Consider the following 18,155-nt stretch of genomic DNA (forward strand, 5'->3'; position numbering starts at 1 on the left):
CGATGCGGTCGAGAGTGTCCCCCGAGAGTGCGGAGCGCATCGTGGCAGTTGGCCGGCAGCTCTACACCTGGCGGCGGCGCCAGCCCGTGGTGGGCTCAGGGGGCGGCGTTGCTCTCAGCGGTGGGTCCAGGGCGCGGTTTCGGCGACGGTGAGCCAGGCGTCGACCTCGGCGGCGGTGTGGTGGCGGATCGACCAGTCGACCTGGCGGAGTGACATGTGCGCCCAGCAGGCGGCGAGGACGTCCGGGGGTGCGAGCGCGGCCGCCGCGTCGCGAATCGGTGCCGTCAGGTGCGGGGCGTGGCGGGACAGCACGAACAGAAGCGTGACCAGGTCGAACGCGCGGTTGCCGCGGCCGGCGCCGTCCCAGTCGACCACGCCGGTCACCGTCACGGCGGCGTCGTTCGCGCCGATGGCGGTGTCGTTGCCCGCGGCGGCAGCGGAATCAACGGCGGCGGCCGTGCCGGCGGGTGACAGGGACGTTCCGGCAGGGCCGGTGGGGTCGTTCGGGACGACTCCGGCGGGGGAGACCAGGACGTTGCCCGGGTGGAAGTCGAAGTGGACGAGGTCGTCGCCGGGCAGCACCTCCGTGGGGTTGGCCTCGATCCTGGCGAGCAGGTCTGCGGAGCGGGCGGAGTGTCCGGCCAGCGAACCGTGGTGGCAGAACCCGGGGCCGTCGCTGTGCAGGTACAGCTGCCGCGGCGGCAATCCGGAATCCCGCAGGAGGCCGGTGCAGCGGGCGCTCACCGCCAGCATCGCGTCGACGACGGCGCGGTCGGTGACGGCCGGGGGCAGGCCGGGCAGGAGCTCCTGGACGACGACCGTGACCCCGGCGACGTCGGCGACGCGCTCGTAGCGGGGTGCCGGGACGCCGACGGCGCGGGCGATCGTGACCAGCGGGGCGGACTCGGCGTTGCCGCTGTTCAGGACGGCTCGGCGGCCGTCGGGCAGCAGGACGTAGCCGGCGCCGACCTCGCCGCCGGGGCACGGTCCGAGGTACGTGAGGCCGAGCGCGGCGGCGCACGCGGGAACGTCGAGTCGCAACTTCCACCCAAACTCTATACACTGTATAGCGTGATTGACGCGCGAGACGTTCGCAAACACTACGGCGGGAAGGCGGCCCTCGACGGCCTCGACCTGACCGTCGAGGCAGGGACCGTCCACGGGCTCCTCGGCCCGAACGGTGCCGGCAAGACCACCCTCGTCCGAATCCTCGCCACCCTGGTCCGCCTCGACGCGGGGACCGCCACCGTCGCCGGGCACGACGTCGCGAGACACCCCGAGCGGGTGCGGGCAGCGATCGGGCTCGTCGGGCAGCACGCCGCCGTCGACGAGCTGCTCGGCGCCCGGCAGAACCTGGTCATGTTCGGCCGGCTCAGCCACCTCGGCAGTACCGTGGCGAAACGGCGCGCGGACGAGCTGCTGGAACAGTTCGGGCTCGCCGACACCGGCGGCAAGCCCGCGGCGCAGTTCTCCGGCGGGATGCGGCGCCGGCTCGACCTCGCCGCCGGGATGATCCTCACCCCGAAGGTGCTGTTCCTGGACGAGCCGACCACCGGCCTCGACCCGCAGGGCCGCGCCGAGGTGTGGGCCGCGGTCCGGCGGCTCGTCGCCGGCGGCACAACGGTGCTGCTCACCACCCAGTACCTGGACGAGGCCGACCAGCTCGCCGACCGGATCTGCGTCATCGACCACGGCCGGGTGATCGCCGACGGCACGCCCGCGTCGCTGAAGGGCGCCGACCGGCTCGAGGTCGTCGTCGCCGGGGACCCCGCACCCGCCGCCGACCGGCTCGGCGTCCTCGGCCCGGTCACCGTCGACGGGCAGCGGGTCGGCGTGCCCGTCGGCGACCGGGTCGCCGCCCTCACGCTCGCCGCCGGCATCCCCGGCGTCGAGGACATCACCCTGCGCCGCCCCACCCTCGACGAGGCCTTCCTGAAACTGGTGACCGCATGAAGTGGGCGCTGCACGACGGCTGGGTCATGACCCAGCGGGAACTGGCGCACCTCGCCCGGCAGCCCGCGCAGATCGTGGTCATGCTGCTGTTTCCCGTATTGCTGGTACTGATGTTCGGGTTCGTCCTCGGCGGCGGGATGAGCGTCGCCGGCGGCGGCGACTACCGCGAGTACCTGCTGCCCGGCATGTTCGCGATGACGATGCTGTTCGGGGTCGAGTCGACGTTCGCGGCGATCGCGACCGACACCGGCCGCGGCGTCACCGACCGGTTCCGGTCCCTGCCGATGGCGGCGTCGGCGCAGGTCACCGGCCGGGCCCTCGCGGACCTGCTCACCTCGGCGCTCGGGCTGCTGGTCATGCTCGGCTGCGGGCTCGCCGTCGGCTGGCGCTGGCACGACGGGTTCGCCGGGGCGCTGGCCGCGGTCGGGCTGCTGCTGTGGCTGCGGTTCGCGGTCCTGTGGGTCGGCGTGTACCTGGGGCTGCTCAGCGGCAATCCGCAACTGCTCGTGGCGGTGCAGATCCTCGTGTGGCCGGTCGCGTTCCTGTCCAGCGCGCTCGCCTCACCGCAGGACATGCCCGACTGGCTCGGCGCGCTGTCACACTGGAACCCGCTGTCCGCGACCGCGGACGCGACCCGCGCCCTCTTCGGCAACCCCGGCGGCGGCGACCCCTGGCCCGCGCTGCTGTGGCCCGCGGTGCTGACCGCCGTGTTCGTGCCGCTGTCGATCAGGCAGTACCGTCGCCTGTCGCGCTGACCACCAGGCACCAAGCGCCACCGAGCACCCGGCGGTTCATCCGGCTGAGCGGTATGGACCTGCCGGCTTGCTGGTTACCGGATTGCTGTAACCGGTAAGTCGGCAAACCCCCGGCGGCGGCAGGAACGTGGGGCGACAAGCCGCGGCTTGTCGCCCCACGGGCTCAGTGGGCCGGTGCGGCGATTGCCGGCAATACGGTAATCAGTAACCGGCGCGGCGGCGGCAGCCCACCGAAGCGGTAGCGCGGCGGAACCGGTCGGAGCCAGCCAAGACCAGGCCGGATCTGGTCAGACCTGGCCGGGGTGGTGGTGCGCACGACAAGCCGGCGCGCGGGCAGGCGCCACTGGAACGCAGGCGCTACAGTAGAGCGTTCGGGCAACAAAAAAGGCGCCCTCGGGCGCCTGACTGATGAAATGTTAGCCGACTGGAGACGGGTTGTCAAACGCATCCGACGCATCCGAGCTCGCGATTGAGCAAGCGCATCTCACGATGCTGTACGGGCACCTCGACACGCTGCGGGAGGAAGCGTCCACGCAGCTGCAACGGGCGCTGCTGCAGACCGGCGGCACGCCGGCTGACCGCTCCCACCGCGACTCGGCGACCGCGCTGTACACCGACCGCCTCGCCCAGTACACCGCCGTGGAGAACGGCCTGTGCTTCGGCCGCCTCGACTTCGACCGCAGCGACGCCACCGACCGCGGCAAGGCCGGAAGCGACAAAGCGGACAAGACCGACACGGCCAACAAGGCAGGCAAGGCCGGCAGCGACGAGGCCGGTCCTGACGGCGGCGCCGTGAAGAACACCGAGGTCCGGTACATCGGCCGGATCGGCATCTTCGACGAGGACAACGACTACGAGCCGCTGCTCATCGACTGGCGGGCACCGGCGTCACGACCCTTCTACCTGGCCACCGCCGCCGCACCCGAAGGGGTCAGGCGGCGCCGCCACATCCGCACCGAACAGCGCACCGTCACCGGCGTCGACGACGAGGTCCTCGACCTCGACGAGGCGCACCACACCGGCCGCGGCGCGCACGACGGCGTGGCAGGGGAGGCGGCGCTGCTGTCGGCGCTGAACGCGTCCCGTACCGGCCGGATGAAAGACATCGTCGAGACGATCCAGGCCGAACAGGACCACGTCATCCGCGGGGACCTCAACGGAGTCCTGGTCGTGCAGGGCGGCCCCGGCACCGGCAAGACCGCCGTGGCGCTGCACCGCGCCGCGTACCTGCTGTACACGCACCGGCAGATGCTGTCGTCGCGGGTCGTGCTGATCGTCGGTCCGAACCCGACGTTCCTGCGGTACATCAGCCAGGTCCTGCCGTCGCTCGCCGAGACCGGCGTGCTGCTCGGCACGATGGGCGACCTGTTCCCAGGCGTCGTCGCGCACGCCGACGAGCCGGCGGCGATCACGGAGATCAAGGGCCGCGCCGGCATGGTCGACGTGCTCGCCGCCGCGGTACAGGACCGGCAGCGGGTCCCGGACGAGCCGATCGCGATCCGCCTCGACATCCTCGACGGCGCGCCGGTGATGCTCGACCCGGAGGTCATCGCCGACGCCCGCGACCGGGCGCGCCGCTCCGGCAAGCTGCACAACCTGGCCCGCCCCGTGTTCGACACGGAGATCATCCACGCGTTGTCGCTGCTGGTCGCCGACACCATCGGCATCGACCCGTACGCCGACGACCCCCTCGGCGGCGACGACGCCCCCGGCGACCCGCAGATCCTCGACGAGGCCGACCTCGCCGAGATCCGCCGGGAGCTGCGCGGCGAGGCCGAGGTCCTCGGCGCCCTCGACTGGCTGTGGCCGATCCTCACCCCGCAGCAACTGGTTGCCGGATTGTTCGCATCAGAAATCCGGTTAACCGCCGCCGGCGCGCCGCTCGAGCTTCGGCGCAGCGCCAGAGCGGCCTGGACCCCCGCGGACGTGCCGCTGCTCGACGAGGCCGCGGAGCTGCTCGGCGAGGACGAGACGATCCGCGAGATCATCGCCGAACGGCAACGCAAACGGCAGATCGCCTACGCCGAAGGCGCCCTGGAGATCGCGTTCGGGTCCCGGTCCATCGACGTCGAGGACGAGGACGACCCGGAGCTGCTGTCCGTCACCGACCTGCTCGAGGCCGACCGGCTCGCCGACCGGCAGGACGAGGGCTCCGCGCTCACCCCCGCCGAACGCGCCGCCGCGGACCGCAAGTGGGCGTTCGGGCACGTGATCGTCGACGAGGCGCAGGAGCTGTCGCCGATGGCGTGGCGGCTGCTGATGCGCCGCTGCCCGTCCCGGTCGATGACGGTCGTCGGTGACGTCGCCCAGACCGGTGACCTCGGCGGCGCCGCGTCGTGGGCGTCGGCCCTGGACCCGTACGTGCCGGGCCGGTGGCGGCTGCGGGAGCTCACCGTCAACTACCGCACCCCGACGGAGATCATGGCGGTCGCCGCGGGTGTCCTCGCCGGCATCGACCCGGACCTGGAGCCACCCAGGTCCGTCCGGGAGGCCGGCGTCGACCCGTGGGTCCGCGGTGTCGCCCCCGCCCGCCTGCCCGACGCCCTCGCCGAGGCCGCGACCACGGAAGCGGTCGAGGCCGGCGACGGCCGGCTCGGCGTCATCCTCCCCGCGGGGACGTTCGCGGACCTGGTGCCGGCGGTGCTGAAGGTCCTCCCCGACGCCGCGGTCGGCGACGAACCCGAGCTCGCCGCGAAGGTCGTCGTCCTCACCGTCAAACAGGCGAAAGGTCTGGAGTTCGACGGCGTCATCGTCGTCGACCCCGACCGGATCGTGGAGGAGTCCCCGCGCGGCGCCAACGACCTGTACGTGGCGCTGACCCGCGCCACCCAGCGGCTCGGCGTGCTCCACCCGGGCGTGCTGCCCGAATCGCTGCTCGCGGTGGTCGGCATCTAGCCGGGGAACGAAACCCGGGGAACGAATCTCGGGGAATAAACACGGGAGAGAAACGCGGTGGGAGCGTGTTGGGTCGGACTCCAGCACGCTCACCGAACCGGCGCCGACTCCGGATGCCTAGTCCGTTGCCGACCTGCCCGTGAGCGTAGCAACCCCCCGGATGAACCCTTCGCCGGTGGGGTCCACCTGTGCGGTCCACCCCAGTTTCGACAAGTCGGCGGCGAGCCCGGCGGCGTCATGGAAGAGTTTCACGACCTCGTGCTCGCTGCCGTCCCGCAGCCGGCGCAGCACCGTGTCCCTGCCGCCGGGCGCCGCCCGCTCCGTCACCCGCTCCGCGGTGCCGGTGTCGACGAACACGACCCGCCCGCCGGGCCGGACCGCGTCGGCGACCGCCGACCAGAACCCGGCGAACCGCTGCGGCGGCACGTGCGACAACCAGAACGCGAAGAACACCGTGTCGTACCGGCGCGACGGCCGCCACCGGAACAGGTCCGCCTGCTCGAACGTGGCGGTGAGGCCCACAGCACGGAGCCGCCGCCGGGCGATGTCCAGCATCTCCGGTGCCCCGTCGACCGCCGTCAGCCGCGCCGCCCGCCCGGCGAGCCGGACGGTCCACTGCCCGGTCCCGCATGCCAGCTCCAGGACGTCACCACCGACCGGCAGCTCGTCCAGCACCCCGGTCAGTGTGCTGAACGACCGCTGCCCGTACACCTCGTCGTACTCCGGCGCCCGCGCCCGGTAGTACGCCAGCTGCCCGTCCAGCAGCGGCTCCAGCCCGTCGCGCATTACCGCGCCCGCAAATACGACAACACAGCTCGCACCCGCCGATTGTCCTGCGGACTGTCCTCGATCGCGAGCCGGTCGAAGATCCGCTGGATGTGGGTGCCGACCGTCTTCGGCGACAACGTCAGCCGCTGCGCGATACCCCGGTCGGTGAGCCCCTCCGCCATCAGCGCCAGCACATCCCGCTCCCGCTCCGACAGCACCCGCAACGCCGCCGGCACCGCCGGTTTGCGCAGCATCGCCTCGACCAGGCTGCCGTCCACGACGACCTCCCCGTCGTGGACCCGCCGCACCGCGTCCCGCAACGCCGACCGGTCGAGCACCCGGTCCTTCAGCAGATACCCGACGTGGGTGCGCCCGTCGTCGAGGAGCTCCATCGCGTACGCCACCTCCACGTACTGCGACAGCACCAGCACCGCCGTCCCCGGGTACTCCCGCCGGAGCCGCACCGCCGCCCGGATCCCCTCGTCGGTGTGCGACGGCGGCATCCGGATGTCGACCACCGCAACGTCCGGCCGCTCCGCGGCGACCAGCCGGAACAACGCCTCCGCGTCCTCCGCCTCGCCGACGACGTCCGCGCCCACCGCCAGCAGCTGGGTCAGCCCCGCCCGGATGATGAGGTTGTCGTCCGCCACGACCACGCGAAGGCTCACCGAGCCAGGATCGCATCACCCGTCGATGCGATAGTTCAGACATGCTGAGCCGGCTCGCTCCGTCGGCGCGAGCCGCCTGGATCACCGCCGCCGCCGCCACCGCCGCCCTCGCCGCCGCCCAACCCGCGACCTTCCACCTCGGCCTGTACGGTGCCGACAACCGGCCCGTCACCGTCACCAGCCTCGCCGTCATCACCGTCGGCCGCACCGTCGTCGCCGTCGGCGGGCTCGTCGCGTGGGCCCGCCGGCCCGACAGCGCCACCGGGCCGCTGCTGGTCGGGTGGACCCTGGTCAGCCTCAGCGCCGGCCTCGGCCTGCACGCCAGCGGTGCGCTGCTCGTCTGGTCATACCTCAGCGGGGTCATCAGCCGGGTCGTGTACGCCTACGCGCTGCTCACGTACCCCGACGGCCGCCCGGAAACGGTGGGGGAGCTCCGCTACCTGCGGGCCGTCGCCGCGGTCCCGCTGCTCTGGCTCGGCTACGCCGCCGTCACCCCGTCCGCCGGGATCGACGCCGTCACCTGCCGGCAAGCTGGATGCCCCGCGAACCCGCTGCTGCTGCACGAGTCCGGCGCCGCGCCAGCGCGCCCGTGCTGTGGGCCGCCGCCGCCCCCGTCGTCGTGTTCATGACCGGGGTCCTGCTCGACACCTGGAAGGCCCCGACCGGTTGGCTCTACTGGGCCGACCACCTCACCATCTACACGGTGCCCCTCGCCATGATCATCGGGCTGCTCGCGTCCCGGCTCGCCCGCGCCGACGTCGCCGCGCTCCTCGTCCGGCTCCGCTCAGCGCCCGTCGACGACCTGCGGCCAGGCCTCGCCCAGCTCCTCGGCGACAGCGACGTCCAGATCGCCATCCCACTGTCCACCGGCGGCGACGCCCGCTTCGTCGACCCTGCGGGCCGGCCGGTCACCATGCCCGCCGCGCCCGGCCTCGCCCACACCGACATCGGCGGCGGTGTCCTGCTCCTGCACCACCCCACGACCCGCACCGAGGACCCCGCCCTGTTCGACGCCGCCGTCGCCGCGGCCCGCCTCACCCTCGACAACGTCCGCCTCGCCGCGCAGGTCCGCGCCCAGCTCGCCGAGGTCGACGCCTCCCGCGAACGGCTCGTCCGCGCCGGCGACGAGGAACGCCGCCGCCTGGAACGCGACCTGCACGACGGTGCCCAGCAGCAGCTCATCGGCCTCGGCCTGGCCCTGCGGTCCGCCCGCGACGCCGTCGACGACACCAGCCCCGCCGCCGCGCTGCTCGACGACGCCACCGACCAGCTGCGGCAGTCGCTCACCGAGCTGCGGGACCTGGCCCGCGGGCTGCGCCCCGCACTCCTCGCCGAACGCGGCCTCGCCACCGCCGTGCAGACCCTGCTGCTCACCGTCCCGGTCCGTGTCACCCTCACCGGTGACCTGCCGGACCGCCCAGACCCCGCGACCGAGACCGCCGCGTTCTTCGTCATCGCCGAGGCCCTGCAGAACGTCACCCGCCACGCACCTGACGCCCACGCCACCGTCACCCTGCACGCCGCCGCCGGGCGACTCACCGTGACCGTCGCCGACGACGGCCCCGGCGGCGCCGACCCCCGCCGCGGCACCGGCCTGCGCGGCATCGCCGACCGCGTCGCCGCCGCCGGCGGGCACCTCGACGTCACCAGCGTCCCCGGGCAGGGCACCACGATCAGCGCGGACCTGCCCATGCACCGCCACGACCAAGTCACCGCTCCCTGAGCCGCAGGTACGCGTCCAACGCCGCCGCACCCGCCAGCATCGCCCGGCTCCGGCCCGTCAGCCGCGCCCGCCAATCACCGAGCATCGCCTCCAGCGACTCGACGCTCCCCGCCGACCGTACCTGCGCGATCACCGGCGCGACCTGCCGCAACAGGTACCCGCCCCGCCGCAACTGGTGCGCCAGCAGCGCGTCCCGCACATCCGCGGCGCTGTACACGCGAAACCCTGTCCTCGGGTCCCGGTCCGGCTGCACGACACCGGCCCGCTCCCACTTGCGCAACGTCGCCGGCCGCACCCCGAGCCGCCGCGACAACGGCCCCACGAACGTGTCACCGCGCCCCTGCGGCACCGGCCGCAGATCCTGCAGCGCCGCCTCGACCGCCTGCACCGTCCGCCGGTCCTCCAGCAGCTGCGCGTGCCCCTCGTCGACGATCCGCAACGCGTCGTCGACCGCACCCCGGTGCACCGCCCGCAGGATCTCCGTCGCCACCTGATGCCCGTGCCCCGGCACCAGCGCCACGAACGCGTCCAACGCCGCCGCGTGCAGCGCCGTGTACCTGCGGTACCCGCTGTCCGTCCGCTCCGCGTCGGGCAGGATCCCGGCGGCCTCATAGTTACGGATCGCCTGCGTCGACAGCCCATGCGCCCGCGCCAGGTCGACCGGCCTTTGAAACTTTTCCGGCACGTTCACCGTCTCCACCGGGTACAAGGTTCAACTGTCGATGCAACGATACCGTTGACGCAATGACCTACCCCGTCTCCGCCGCGTCCGTGCACCTCCTCCTGCCGGCACCACCGCGGGTCCTCGCCCTCGGCGAACCCACCCACGGCGAGGACGTCCTCCTCGAGGTCCGCAACGACCTGTTCCGCGAACTCGCCATCACGTCGCCGTTCCGGACCATCGCCCTGGAAACCGACTGCCTGAAAGCCCTCGTCGTCGACAACTACGTCACCACCGGCACCGGCACCCTCGACGACGCCATGACCAGCGGCTTCAGCCACGGATGGGGCGCCGCCACCCCGAACCGTGACCTCGTGCGCTGGATGCGCGCCCACAACGCCGACCTGCCGCCGTCACAGCACCTGCACTTCGCCGGACTCGACGGCCCCCTGGAGCTCACCACCGGCCCGGCCGCCCCGCACCAGGCGGTGAACGCTCTCCGTTCGGCGTTGGCGGCGTCGGTACCGCCGGAGCTCCTGCCACCCACAGACCTCCTCGACGAGGCGCTCGGCCCCGAGGACCCCTGGACGGACCCGGCCGCGCTGCTCGACCCGTCCCGGTCCATCGGCCAGACCCCGGACGCCGCCAGGCTCCGCCTGCTCTGCGACGACATGGCGGCGCTCCTTGACGCCCACGCCGCCGCGTTCCCTTCCCGCACCGACCTGGACCGGGCGGCCCTGTACGCGCGCACCGCCACCGGCCTGCTGCGCTACCACCACTGGATGGCCGACCAGACCCCGGCCCGCATGCCCCGCCTCGTCGGCGTCCGCGCCGCGATGATCGCCGCGAACCTCCTCGCCCTCACCGACCGCGGCCCCGCCCTCGTCCACGCCCACAACCTCCACCTGCAACGCCACCAGTCGACGATGCGCCTCGGCGACCAGCACCTGACGTGGTGGAGCGCCGGCGCGCTCGCCGCCACCCACCTCGGCCCCGGCTACGCGTTCCTCGCCACCGCCGTCGGCACCATCCACCACCACGGCGTCCACACCCCACCCCCCGACACCATCGAAGGGCATCTCTATCGTTTGCCGCCGGACCGCTGCCTGGTCGACCCGCACACCCTGGCCGCCACATACGGCGACACGATGCCGCCCGCCCGCGAGTCACCGTGGTTCGGCTACTTCCCGCTCGACCCCGCCCACCTGACCGGCCCGTCCGCCCCCGACGGCATCGTCTTCATCAGGGACTCACCACCGGCCGCCCCGGGGGAGTGAACCGGCAGGGGAGCGGGGCTGCACTCCACCGCCACCGACCTGCCGATCCACCCGTGCCCGTCTCCGGCGTCGGGACTTCTCCCGATCCCGTTCACTCGCGCCGATGGTTCCCTGAACACATGCCACCCCGGCACCCGCCAAACCACTGCAGCGACAGGGGAGACCCTGACCCATCGTTGCCCCGTCGTCGCCGCGGCGGGGCAACGATGCCCCGTGTCGTGACGTGCTCCGCCATGCACCTCGGGTTACGCGCCTCGTGCTTCGGTCACGCGCCCGGGCCGTGTCTGCCGTACGAGCGCCTCTCTACCGCACGAGCGCCTCCGGGACTCGCAGGTCCTCGTGCTCGTACAGGGCCATGACCTCGGCGGGGTCGTCGGCGCGTGTCACGTCGGCGATGCGGTCCATCAGGTCGTCGTAGTCGGCGCCGGTCTCACCCCGGTACGCGGCCTCCATCCGCCCCCACTCGTCCCACGGCAGCAGCTCGAGCTTGTTCAACGCGGCAAGGTCCCGCACCGCGTTGCCCTGGATCTCCGCGGGCCCGAAGTTCTCGGTGCCGCCCACACCGAACCGTTTCGCGTCGATCCGGCCCGCCCGCCACGCCGTCCACGCCTCACCGCCGGTCAGGAACAGCCCTTCGTCGAGGTCCTCGGGGTGCGGCAGCACGGTCCCGCCGACGATCTCGGAGTCGGTGCGGACCCATCGCCCGTCCCGGTGGTGCTCGACGACCCAGTGGTCCAGGCCGAGACCCTCCTGGAAGTACGTCGCGAATCCGCACCTGGCCCGCGCCGGGATCCCGCGCAGCCGCAGCAGCGCCACCGTCAGCACCGTGAAGTGCCGGCAGGTGCCGACCACCCGCCGGTCGGTGGGGCGTGGCACGTGCAGCGGGTCACCGTCCAGGCGCAGTAACGCGTGGACGATCCGGTCGGCGTGCCGGAGCTGGTTGTCGTCGAACCGCTCGCCGGGCAGCCCGAGCTCGCCGGTCTCGTTGGGGTGCACGATCAGGGTGTGCGCGAGCCTGCAGATGCCGTCGGCGTCACCGGGCACCGCGGCGAGCGCTGCACCCGGCACGGTGGACAGGTCGGTGAGTGGTCCCGGAGCGCGGTAGTCGATCCCCGTCATGCCCAGGACCCTACCGGCCGGGTACGACAAAACTCAGGTTGACATAATGTTGATTATCGAACATCTAGGGGATGGGGATCGAACCCTCGGTCGAGTCGGAAGGCCGCGGTTCAGCCGCAGCCGCGCGGACCACGGTCGAGGAGATCGTCGCCAGTTCGGGCCGAGCCGGCATGAAGAAGGTCGTGATACCCAGCGCCTTGTTCATGGCTGCCAGCTCGCACTCGCGCACCGCGTCGCCGGCGTTCCGCACGCCACGGATGACCACTCCGGCTCCGTGTTGCTGGCAGTAGGCCACGGTCAGCCCGTTCCAGACTGCGACTGTCACGTTCCCCCAGTCCGCCGGGAACGTGGCACGGATGTCCAGAGCGCGATCTGCATCGGCCTTGGAGGGCTGCTTCTCACCGTTGACCGCGACCAGAACCGTCACGTGTTCGAACAAGCGACGCGCCCGATCGACAAGATCCCGATGACCAGCAGTGAAGGGGTCGAACGTACCGGGATAGACAGCCCGCGAGTTTCGAGGATCACCGACAGGATCGGGAGACATCGACACATGTTACCTGCGTGGTTGGCGAACGCGCCGAAGCTCACCGGCCGAGCGCAGAACTGGGCGCTCAACGTCGCTGAGCACGGACGACGAGCAGCGTACGGTGGAGACGTGCGTCACGGAACGTGAATGGGTACCGGACGGATGTGCCAGATCGACGCAGGTGGGCATGGATGTCCCCCGCGTGGGTGACGCGACGCTAGGTGATCGGCGTATGCAGCCGGTACCGTGTACGTATGCGTGAGGTGCGCAAGGAGCGGGTCACGGTGACGATGCCCGCCGATGAGGCCGCTGCGGTGCGGCGGTTCGTGGACGCGGGTGGCGCGGAGTCGGTGTCGGCGTATGTCGCCGAGGCGGTCCGGGGCCGGCTTGCGCGGGACCGGGCACTCATGGCGCTGAACGAGCTGTATGCGCGGCGTGGGGTGCGCATGGCACCGGAGCACCACGCGTGGGCGCGTGAGGTGCTGGGGGTGGCACCCGCCGGGCCGGTGTCGTGACCGCGGTGGGCGGCCGCATCCTGGACAGTTCGGCGATCCTGGGGTTCGTGGCCGGCACGCCGTACAGTTCGGCGATCGTGTGGCATGCGGTGGATCAGGGTGTCGTGCTGGCGGTGCCGGCGGCGGCGCTCGCGGAGGCGTGGGCGCAGACGTCCCCGAAGGACTACGACGTGCTCAAGGTGCTACTCAGTCTGCCGGTGGTGGTCGTCGACGACCTGACCGCCGCGGATGCCGTGGACAGCGGCGCGTTGTTCTCCGGTGAGGGCGGTCCCGCTCTGGTTGCCGCCGCTCATGTGGTACGCCGTGCGCAGGCCCGACCGGGTTGGGCGATCGTCACGGACCGGCCGGAGCTGCTGCGGACCCTGGACCCGCATGCGGAGATCGACGAGTTGCCCTGATCGCATGATCCATGTCGTACGGTGTGTCGCGTTCGAAAATGTCGTACCTGACTGATAGAACGTTCCCGTACACATGTTCGACTGAGGAGGGTGCGATGGTAGCCGCGCGGACCGCGGCCGGAGGCTTGTCGACGGTGGAGCTGGAGCAGATCCGGGACACCCTCGCGGCCGGCCGGAAGCCGAAGGTGGTGTTCACGGAGGCTGCCGGCCAGATCGCCGGGCAGCTCGGGCAGGTCGTGCAGCTGACCGACCCGGAACTGTCCGAGGAATGGGTGGTGGTCCGGTTCGGCCGTGACGAGCTGCCCTTCTCCCCCGCCGACCTGAAGATCGCTCCGAAGGCGGCGCCGGCGCGTCGCACCCCGATCGTTCCCGCCCCTCGTGAGGAGAGCTCCGTGTCCGCGCCCGCCGTCGAGCAGCCCACCGACTCCGCCGTGCCCGGCTCCGACGCCCCGGCCGACCCGGCAGCCGTGACCGCGGAGACCGCCGCGGCCGACGGCGCCGGTGACGGCGTCAAGGACACCTCGGCGAAGGACACCGGGAAAGACGCGGGCAAGGACGCGGCCAAGGACGGCACGAAGGACAGCGCGAAGGACCGGGAGCCCGTGGAGAAGTCGTCGGGGGTGCCGGCGCCGAGGGCGACGCCGGCGAAGAAGGCCGCCCCGAAGCCGAAGGCGCCGGCCGGGCTGACGGTCACGCTGGCGTATGCGGACGGCGAGTGGACCGTCGCCGCCAACCAGGGCGCGAAGTCCCTCGCTAAGCCGTATGTCATCAAGGCCAGCGAGGCGCTGAAGATGGTCGGCATGCTCGACGTCCCCGGCGTCCACGAGGCGGTCGAGGAGATCGTGTCCGCCGCCCGCGCCGAGGCCGAGTCCCAGGCGGAGCGCCTGCGGGCGGAGCTGGCGGAGATCGAGGCCCGCCTGGCCGAGCTCCGCGAGGCCGAGTAGCGCCAAGCCCGGACCTCCGGGGATCGATCAGTGCCCGGCTAGGCCGTTCGGCCCGGCCGGGCACAACGGCCGGCGCCTGACAGGCGGACACGTCAACTGTCAGGCGCCGGCCGTTGTTCGCAGGTCTCAGGTCGGGCCGGAACCGCTCATGTTGACGGGTGTTGGCGCTCGCGCCGTGGACCGGCTCGTCCGTCGGCGGGGCTGAGCTGCACGAACCGCAGCGGCCTCATGCCCGGACTCCCCCGGCCCTGTCATGCGCGCATCGTGCAAAGAAAGTTTTGCAAAGGATTCTTTGCAGGCGTAGCGTCAGCCGTATGGTCGATCCCGAGGACCTTCCTGTCGCGTCGCCGGGGTACGTGCCCGAGCCGGGCGCGCTCAAGGCGCTGGTCCACCCGCTGCGGCTGCAGCTGCTCGAGGCGCTCAGCGTCCGCGGCCAGGCCACCGCCACCCAGCTCGCGGCGGAGCTCGGCGAGAGCAGCGGCGCCACCAGCTATCACCTGCGTCAGCTGGCCCGGCACGGGTTCATCGAGGAGGTGGCCGGCGCCGGCACCGGTCCCGAGCGGTGGTGGCGTCCGGTCACCGGCGGATGGACGATGCCCGCCAGCGTGCAGCGGGCACCCAGCGGCATCGCCGCGACGGCCGGCACCGTCATCGCGACCCTGCTGGAGGCGTCGCACCGCCGGCTCATGGAGTTCTTCCGGACGCTGTCGCAGTGGCCGCTGCCGTGGCAACGGGCCGCGAGCCGCCAGCAGGCGCACCTGGAGCTGACCCCGGAGCAGCTGCGGGCGCTGGCGTTCGAGGTCGAGGCGGTGGTCGACCGGTACCGGCAGCTGCCGCCCGGCCCGGACACCCGCCGGGTCCGCGTCGAATTCATCGCGTTCCCCGTCGGCGAACCCGGCGAACCCAATGAACCCAGTGAGCCAAGCGAGCTGGACGCCGACGGTGACGGGCCTGACAGAGCGGCCGGCGGTGAGTAGCCTCGGCAGCCGCTACTGGCGGCTGTTCGGTGCCAGTGCCACGTCGAACCTCGCCGACGGCATCGGCCGGACCGCGCTACCGCTGCTCGCCGCGACCTACACCCGCGACCCGGTCCTGATCTCCGGGCTGTACTCGCTGGCGTTCCTGCCCTGGCTGGTGTTCGCGCTGCCGGCCGGGGCGCTCGTCGACCGCGGTGACCGCCGCCGCGCGATGGTGGTCGCCAACCTCGTGCGGGCGGGCGTCATCGGCGTCGTCGCGGCCGCCGCCGGCACCGGGCACGCGTCGGTCCCGCTGCTGTACGCGGCGGTGTTCACGCTGGGCGCCGCCGAAACGGTGTACGACAGCGCGGCGAACGCGCTGCTGCCCCAGCTCGTCGGGCCGGGGCAGCTCGACCGCGGCAACAGCTGGCTGGTGACCGCCGAGACCGTCGGGCAGCTGTTCCTGGGCGCGCCGGTCGGCGCGTTGCTGTTCGCCGTGGCGGTCTCGGCGCCGCTGGCGGTCAACGCCACGGGGTTCGCGCTCTGCGCACTGATCATGCTCACGGTGCCCGGTTCGTACCGGCCGTCGCTCGCGCCGACCGGGTCGCTGCGCGCCGACATGCGCGACGGGCTGCGGTGGATGCTGCGCCATCCGCTGCTGCGCGGACTCACCGTGCTGTTCGGGTTCACCGCGGCGTTCCAGGCCATGTCGATGTCGGTGCTGGTGCTGTTCGCCCTCGACGTGCTGCAGGTCGGCAGCCGCGGGTACGGGCTGCTCCTGCTCGCCGGTGGCGTCGGCGGCCTGCTCGGCGGGCTCGCCGCACCGTACGTCGGCCGCCTGCTCGGCCGCACGGGCACGCTGAGCGCGGTGGCGCTGTGCACCCCGCCGGCCGTCGTCGGGATGGGCCTGACCAGCGACGCCGTGTCCGCGTTCGCGCTGTTCCTCGTCACCGCGTGCCTGGTCATGATCGGTAACGTGCTGACGATGTCGCTGCGGCAGACCCTCATCCCCGAGGAGCTCTTCGGACGCGTCCAGGGGGTCTGGCGTACCGCCGTGTGGGGCGGCATCCCGGTCGGCGGGTTCGCCGGTGGCGTGCTCGCCGACGCCACCGACGTGCCGACCGTCTTCGTCGTCGCCGGCCTCGGCTATCTCGCCACCGGCGTCGCCGTCACCGCGCTGCTGTTCCGGCACCGGGCGCTCACCGCCGCCGCCGCGCCGGCCGGGGGCTGAGCGCAGCGGCGGCGGTGCGCTATGAAGGGCGGTATGGCGCACGGGGGTTCGGTCGGGCGGGCGGGGCGCGGGATGGCGGTGGCGACGTTCGTGTCGCGGGTCGCCGGGTTCGTGCGGCTGGTGGTGCTGGCGTCCGCGCTGGGGCTCGGCAGCCGGCTGCTGGACGGGTACAACGTGGCGAACACGCTGCCGAACGCCGTCTACGAGCTGGTGGTCGGCGGTGCGATGGCCAGCGTGGTGGTGCCGTTGCTCGCGCGGGCGGCGGTCACGGAGCCCGACGACGGGGTCGTGTACGCGCAGCGGCTGCTGACGTTGCTGTTCTACGTGCTGGTGGCGGTGACGGTCGCGGCGATGGTGTCGGCGCCGTGGCTGGTGCGGGTGTACACGCCGGGGTTCGCCGAGCAGGAGCGTGCGCTGGCGGTCGTGTTCAGCCGGTTCTTCCTGCCGCAGATCCTGTTCTACGGCGTCAGCGCCACCGCCGGCGCGGTGCTCAACATCCGGGGGCGGTTCGCCGCTGCGATGTGGGCGCCGCTGGTGAACAGCGTCATCGTGATCGCGGTCAGCGTCGTGTACCTGGTGATCGGGGGCGGCACGAGCATCGACGCGTTGACGGGTCCGCAGCTGCTGGTGCTGGCGGCCGGCACGACCGGCGGGGTGGTCGGTCAGACGGCGCTGGTGGTGTGGGCGCTGACGCGGAGCGGGTTCGTGCTGCGGCCGCGCCTGGATCCGCGGGGCATCGGCATCCGGCGGATCGGGCGGCTCGGTGGTTGGGTGCTCGTGTCGGTCGTCGCGGCGCAGGTCCTGATCGCGGCGGCGACGCGGGTCGCGTCGGTCGGCGGGCCGGGTGGGATCAGCGCGTACCAGAACGCGTTCGCGGTGTTCCAGATGCCGTTCGCGGTGGTGGCGGTGTCGGTGATGACCGCGATCCTGCCCAGGCTCAGCCGTCACGCGGTGCGGCGGGACCACGCGCGGATGACCGAGGACCTGTCCCGGGCGGTGCGGCTCGCCGTGGTGGCGCTCGCTCCGGTCGCGGTGGCGATGCTCGTGCTCGGCCCGCAGCTCGCCACGCTGCTGTTCGCGCACGGGCGCAGCGCACCGCCGGCGGTCGCGCTGCTGGGTGCGGTGGTGGCGGCGTTCGGGGTGGCGCTGGTGCCGTTCACCGGCTACATGATCCTGCAGCGGGGCTTCTACGCGCTGCAGGACACCAGGACCCCGGCGCTGATCACCGCCGGGGTGACGGTCGTCGGGGTCGGCGGCTGCTTCGCCGCGGTGTGGGTGCTGCCGCGTGCGGACGTCGTCGTCGGGGTGCCGCTGGCGTACGCGGTTGCCTATACGGCGGGTCTCGTCGCGGCGGCCGCGGTGCTGCGGCGCCGGTTGGGGCGGATCGACGGCCGGCGGCTCGTCAGCACGCACGTGCGGGTCGCGGTCGCGGCGGGGCTGGCCGGTGGTTGCGCCGCGGTGGCGGTCCTCGTGTGTACGCCGCTGGTCGCGCCCGGGTTCGGTGCGGCACTCGTCACGTCCGCCGCGGCGGGTGTCGTCGGCGTTGTCGTGTACGTCGTGGCCGGCCGTATGATGCGGCTGACCGAGCTGCGGCAGCTCCTGTTCGTCGCCCTGGCCGGCATCCGGACCAGCTGAGGCCCTGCTGGTCGGGTCGCGCTGACCGGGGGGCGGAGGGATTGCCGATTACCGGATTGCCGGTAATCGCTTGCCGGTTGCTGGTGGCGTTGGCCTCCGGGAAGGGCCGCTGGCATGGGGGCCGGCGG

The 18,155-nt window shown here is 72.6% G+C and carries 18 protein-coding genes; 12 read left to right on the forward strand and 6 right to left on the reverse strand.

The features are described from left to right. Window positions 1–114 precede the first annotated feature (114 nt). Entirely contained in the window at window positions 115–1,041 is a 927-nt protein-coding gene (locus tag AB0J72_RS07320; RefSeq protein ID WP_363396308.1) for a hypothetical protein, read from the reverse strand. 21 nt (window positions 1,042–1,062) lie between these two features. Between AB0J72_RS07320 and AB0J72_RS07325 the strand changes: the two genes are divergently transcribed. From AB0J72_RS07325 to AB0J72_RS07335, 3 genes are all read left to right on the forward strand, one after another. Next, entirely contained in the window at window positions 1,063–1,953 is an 891-nt protein-coding gene (locus AB0J72_RS07325; RefSeq protein ID WP_363396287.1) for an ATP-binding cassette domain-containing protein, read from the forward strand. Beyond that, window positions 1,950–2,708: an ABC transporter permease gene (locus tag AB0J72_RS07330; protein ID WP_363395552.1), complete on the forward strand. Its 759-nt coding sequence runs from the start codon at window positions 1,950–1,952 to the stop codon at window positions 2,706–2,708. Before AB0J72_RS07325 ends, AB0J72_RS07330 begins: the two co-directional genes overlap by 4 nt. Window positions 2,709–3,197: 489 nt before the next feature. Further along, entirely contained in the window at window positions 3,198–5,603 is a 2,406-nt protein-coding gene (locus tag AB0J72_RS07335) for an ATP-binding domain-containing protein (protein ID WP_363395555.1), read from the forward strand. A 117-nt stretch (window positions 5,604–5,720) separates the two neighbouring features. Here the strand turns inward: AB0J72_RS07335 and AB0J72_RS07340 are convergent, their stop codons facing one another. Then, complete coding sequence (locus tag AB0J72_RS07340) at window positions 5,721–6,389, reverse strand: class I SAM-dependent methyltransferase (protein WP_363395558.1); 669 nt, start codon at window positions 6,387–6,389, stop codon at window positions 5,721–5,723. After that, window positions 6,389–7,039 carry a response regulator transcription factor gene (locus AB0J72_RS07345; protein WP_363395561.1) on the reverse strand — a complete coding sequence of 217 codons (651 nt, stop codon included), beginning with the start codon at window positions 7,037–7,039 and terminating at the stop codon, window positions 6,389–6,391. Before AB0J72_RS07345 ends, AB0J72_RS07340 begins: the two co-directional genes overlap by 1 nt. A 41-nt stretch (window positions 7,040–7,080) precedes the next feature. On the opposite strand from AB0J72_RS07345, the gene AB0J72_RS07350 reads away from it, so the two are divergent. Continuing rightward, window positions 7,081–7,668 carry a hypothetical protein gene (locus AB0J72_RS07350; protein WP_363395564.1) on the forward strand — a complete coding sequence of 196 codons (588 nt, stop codon included), beginning with the start codon at window positions 7,081–7,083 and terminating at the stop codon, window positions 7,666–7,668. Further along, window positions 7,665–8,762 carry a sensor histidine kinase gene (locus AB0J72_RS07355; protein WP_363395567.1) on the forward strand — a complete coding sequence of 366 codons (1,098 nt, stop codon included), beginning with the start codon at window positions 7,665–7,667 and terminating at the stop codon, window positions 8,760–8,762. Before AB0J72_RS07350 ends, AB0J72_RS07355 begins: the two co-directional genes overlap by 4 nt. Here AB0J72_RS07355 and AB0J72_RS07360 read toward each other — a convergent pair. Next, window positions 8,749–9,453, reverse strand: a complete 705-nt coding sequence (locus AB0J72_RS07360) for a TioE family transcriptional regulator (RefSeq protein ID WP_363395570.1) — start codon at window positions 9,451–9,453, stop codon at window positions 8,749–8,751. The two genes, AB0J72_RS07355 and AB0J72_RS07360, sit on opposite strands and share 14 nt — an antisense overlap. Before the next feature lie 53 nt (window positions 9,454–9,506). On the opposite strand from AB0J72_RS07360, the gene AB0J72_RS07365 reads away from it, so the two are divergent. Beyond that, complete coding sequence (locus tag AB0J72_RS07365) at window positions 9,507–10,700, forward strand: erythromycin esterase family protein (protein ID WP_363395573.1); 1,194 nt, start codon at window positions 9,507–9,509, stop codon at window positions 10,698–10,700. Between the two features lie 303 nt (window positions 10,701–11,003). Here AB0J72_RS07365 and AB0J72_RS07370 read toward each other — a convergent pair whose 3' ends face one another. Together AB0J72_RS07370 and coaD are read right to left on the reverse strand one after the other, a co-directional pair. Continuing rightward, a complete protein-coding gene (locus AB0J72_RS07370; protein ID WP_363395576.1) occupies window positions 11,004–11,819 on the reverse strand; it encodes a transglutaminase domain-containing protein in 816 nt (271 codons plus the stop codon). Between the two features lie 64 nt (window positions 11,820–11,883). Next, window positions 11,884–12,366, reverse strand: a complete 483-nt coding sequence (gene coaD, locus AB0J72_RS07375) for a pantetheine-phosphate adenylyltransferase (protein ID WP_363395579.1) — start codon at window positions 12,364–12,366, stop codon at window positions 11,884–11,886. Window positions 12,367–12,602: 236 nt separating this feature from the next. Here coaD and AB0J72_RS07380 point away from each other — a divergent pair, with 236 nt between their 5' ends. The 6 genes from AB0J72_RS07380 to murJ all read left to right on the forward strand — a co-directional run bounded on the left by AB0J72_RS07380 (window position 12,603) and on the right by murJ (window position 18,027). Then, window positions 12,603–12,863 (forward strand): hypothetical protein, encoded by a 261-nt coding sequence (locus AB0J72_RS07380; protein WP_344504863.1) that lies wholly within the window; start codon window positions 12,603–12,605, stop codon window positions 12,861–12,863. Window positions 12,864–12,868: 5 nt separating this feature from the next. Continuing rightward, entirely contained in the window at window positions 12,869–13,261 is a 393-nt protein-coding gene (locus tag AB0J72_RS07385) for a hypothetical protein (RefSeq protein WP_360572504.1), read from the forward strand. A gap of 95 nt (window positions 13,262–13,356) precedes the next feature. Continuing rightward, the gene (locus AB0J72_RS07390) at window positions 13,357–14,205 is read left to right on the forward strand and encodes a hypothetical protein (RefSeq protein ID WP_363395584.1); all 849 of its coding nucleotides are present in this window, start codon (window positions 13,357–13,359) and stop codon (window positions 14,203–14,205) included. A gap of 314 nt (window positions 14,206–14,519) precedes the next feature. After that, window positions 14,520–15,182, forward strand: a complete 663-nt coding sequence (locus AB0J72_RS07395; protein ID WP_363395587.1) for a helix-turn-helix domain-containing protein — start codon at window positions 14,520–14,522, stop codon at window positions 15,180–15,182. Further along, the gene (locus AB0J72_RS07400; protein ID WP_363395590.1) at window positions 15,175–16,392 is read left to right on the forward strand and encodes an MFS transporter; all 1,218 of its coding nucleotides are present in this window, start codon (window positions 15,175–15,177) and stop codon (window positions 16,390–16,392) included. The genes AB0J72_RS07395 and AB0J72_RS07400 overlap by 8 nt, the downstream gene beginning before the upstream one ends. Window positions 16,393–16,464: 72 nt before the next feature. Then, entirely contained in the window at window positions 16,465–18,027 is a 1,563-nt protein-coding gene (murJ, locus tag AB0J72_RS07405) for a murein biosynthesis integral membrane protein MurJ (RefSeq protein WP_363396290.1), read from the forward strand. Window positions 18,028–18,155: the final 128 nt, after the last annotated feature.

Source organism: Dactylosporangium sp. NPDC049742 (genome assembly GCF_040674675.1).
Classification (GTDB): Bacteria; Actinomycetota; Actinomycetes; order Mycobacteriales; family Micromonosporaceae; genus Dactylosporangium; species Dactylosporangium maewongense.

What these genes read in the sequence shown, in the direction of transcription:
- AB0J72_RS07395 (WP_363395587.1), top strand. Translation starts at nt 14,520, where the DNA reads ATGGTCGATCCCGAGGACCTTCCTGTCGCGTCGCCGGGGTACGTGCCC.
- AB0J72_RS07390 (WP_363395584.1), top strand. Translation starts at nt 13,357, where the DNA reads ATGGTAGCCGCGCGGACCGCGGCCGGAGGCTTGTCGACGGTGGAGCTG.
- AB0J72_RS07380 (WP_344504863.1), top strand. Translation starts at nt 12,603, where the DNA reads ATGCGTGAGGTGCGCAAGGAGCGGGTCACGGTGACGATGCCCGCCGAT.
- AB0J72_RS07370 (WP_363395576.1), bottom strand. Translation starts at nt 11,819, where the DNA reads ATGACGGGGATCGACTACCGCGCTCCGGGACCACTCACCGACCTGTCC.
- murJ (WP_363396290.1), top strand. Translation starts at nt 16,465, where the DNA reads ATGGCGGTGGCGACGTTCGTGTCGCGGGTCGCCGGGTTCGTGCGGCTG.
- AB0J72_RS07365 (WP_363395573.1), top strand. Translation starts at nt 9,507, where the DNA reads ATGACCTACCCCGTCTCCGCCGCGTCCGTGCACCTCCTCCTGCCGGCA.
- AB0J72_RS07340 (WP_363395558.1), bottom strand. Translation starts at nt 6,389, where the DNA reads ATGCGCGACGGGCTGGAGCCGCTGCTGGACGGGCAGCTGGCGTACTAC.
- AB0J72_RS07335 (WP_363395555.1), top strand. Translation starts at nt 3,198, where the DNA reads ATGCTGTACGGGCACCTCGACACGCTGCGGGAGGAAGCGTCCACGCAG.
- AB0J72_RS07350 (WP_363395564.1), top strand. Translation starts at nt 7,081, where the DNA reads ATGCTGAGCCGGCTCGCTCCGTCGGCGCGAGCCGCCTGGATCACCGCC.
- AB0J72_RS07330 (WP_363395552.1), top strand. Translation starts at nt 1,950, where the DNA reads ATGAAGTGGGCGCTGCACGACGGCTGGGTCATGACCCAGCGGGAACTG.
- coaD (WP_363395579.1), bottom strand. Translation starts at nt 12,366, where the DNA reads ATGTCTCCCGATCCTGTCGGTGATCCTCGAAACTCGCGGGCTGTCTAT.
- AB0J72_RS07355 (WP_363395567.1), top strand. Translation starts at nt 7,665, where the DNA reads ATGACCGGGGTCCTGCTCGACACCTGGAAGGCCCCGACCGGTTGGCTC.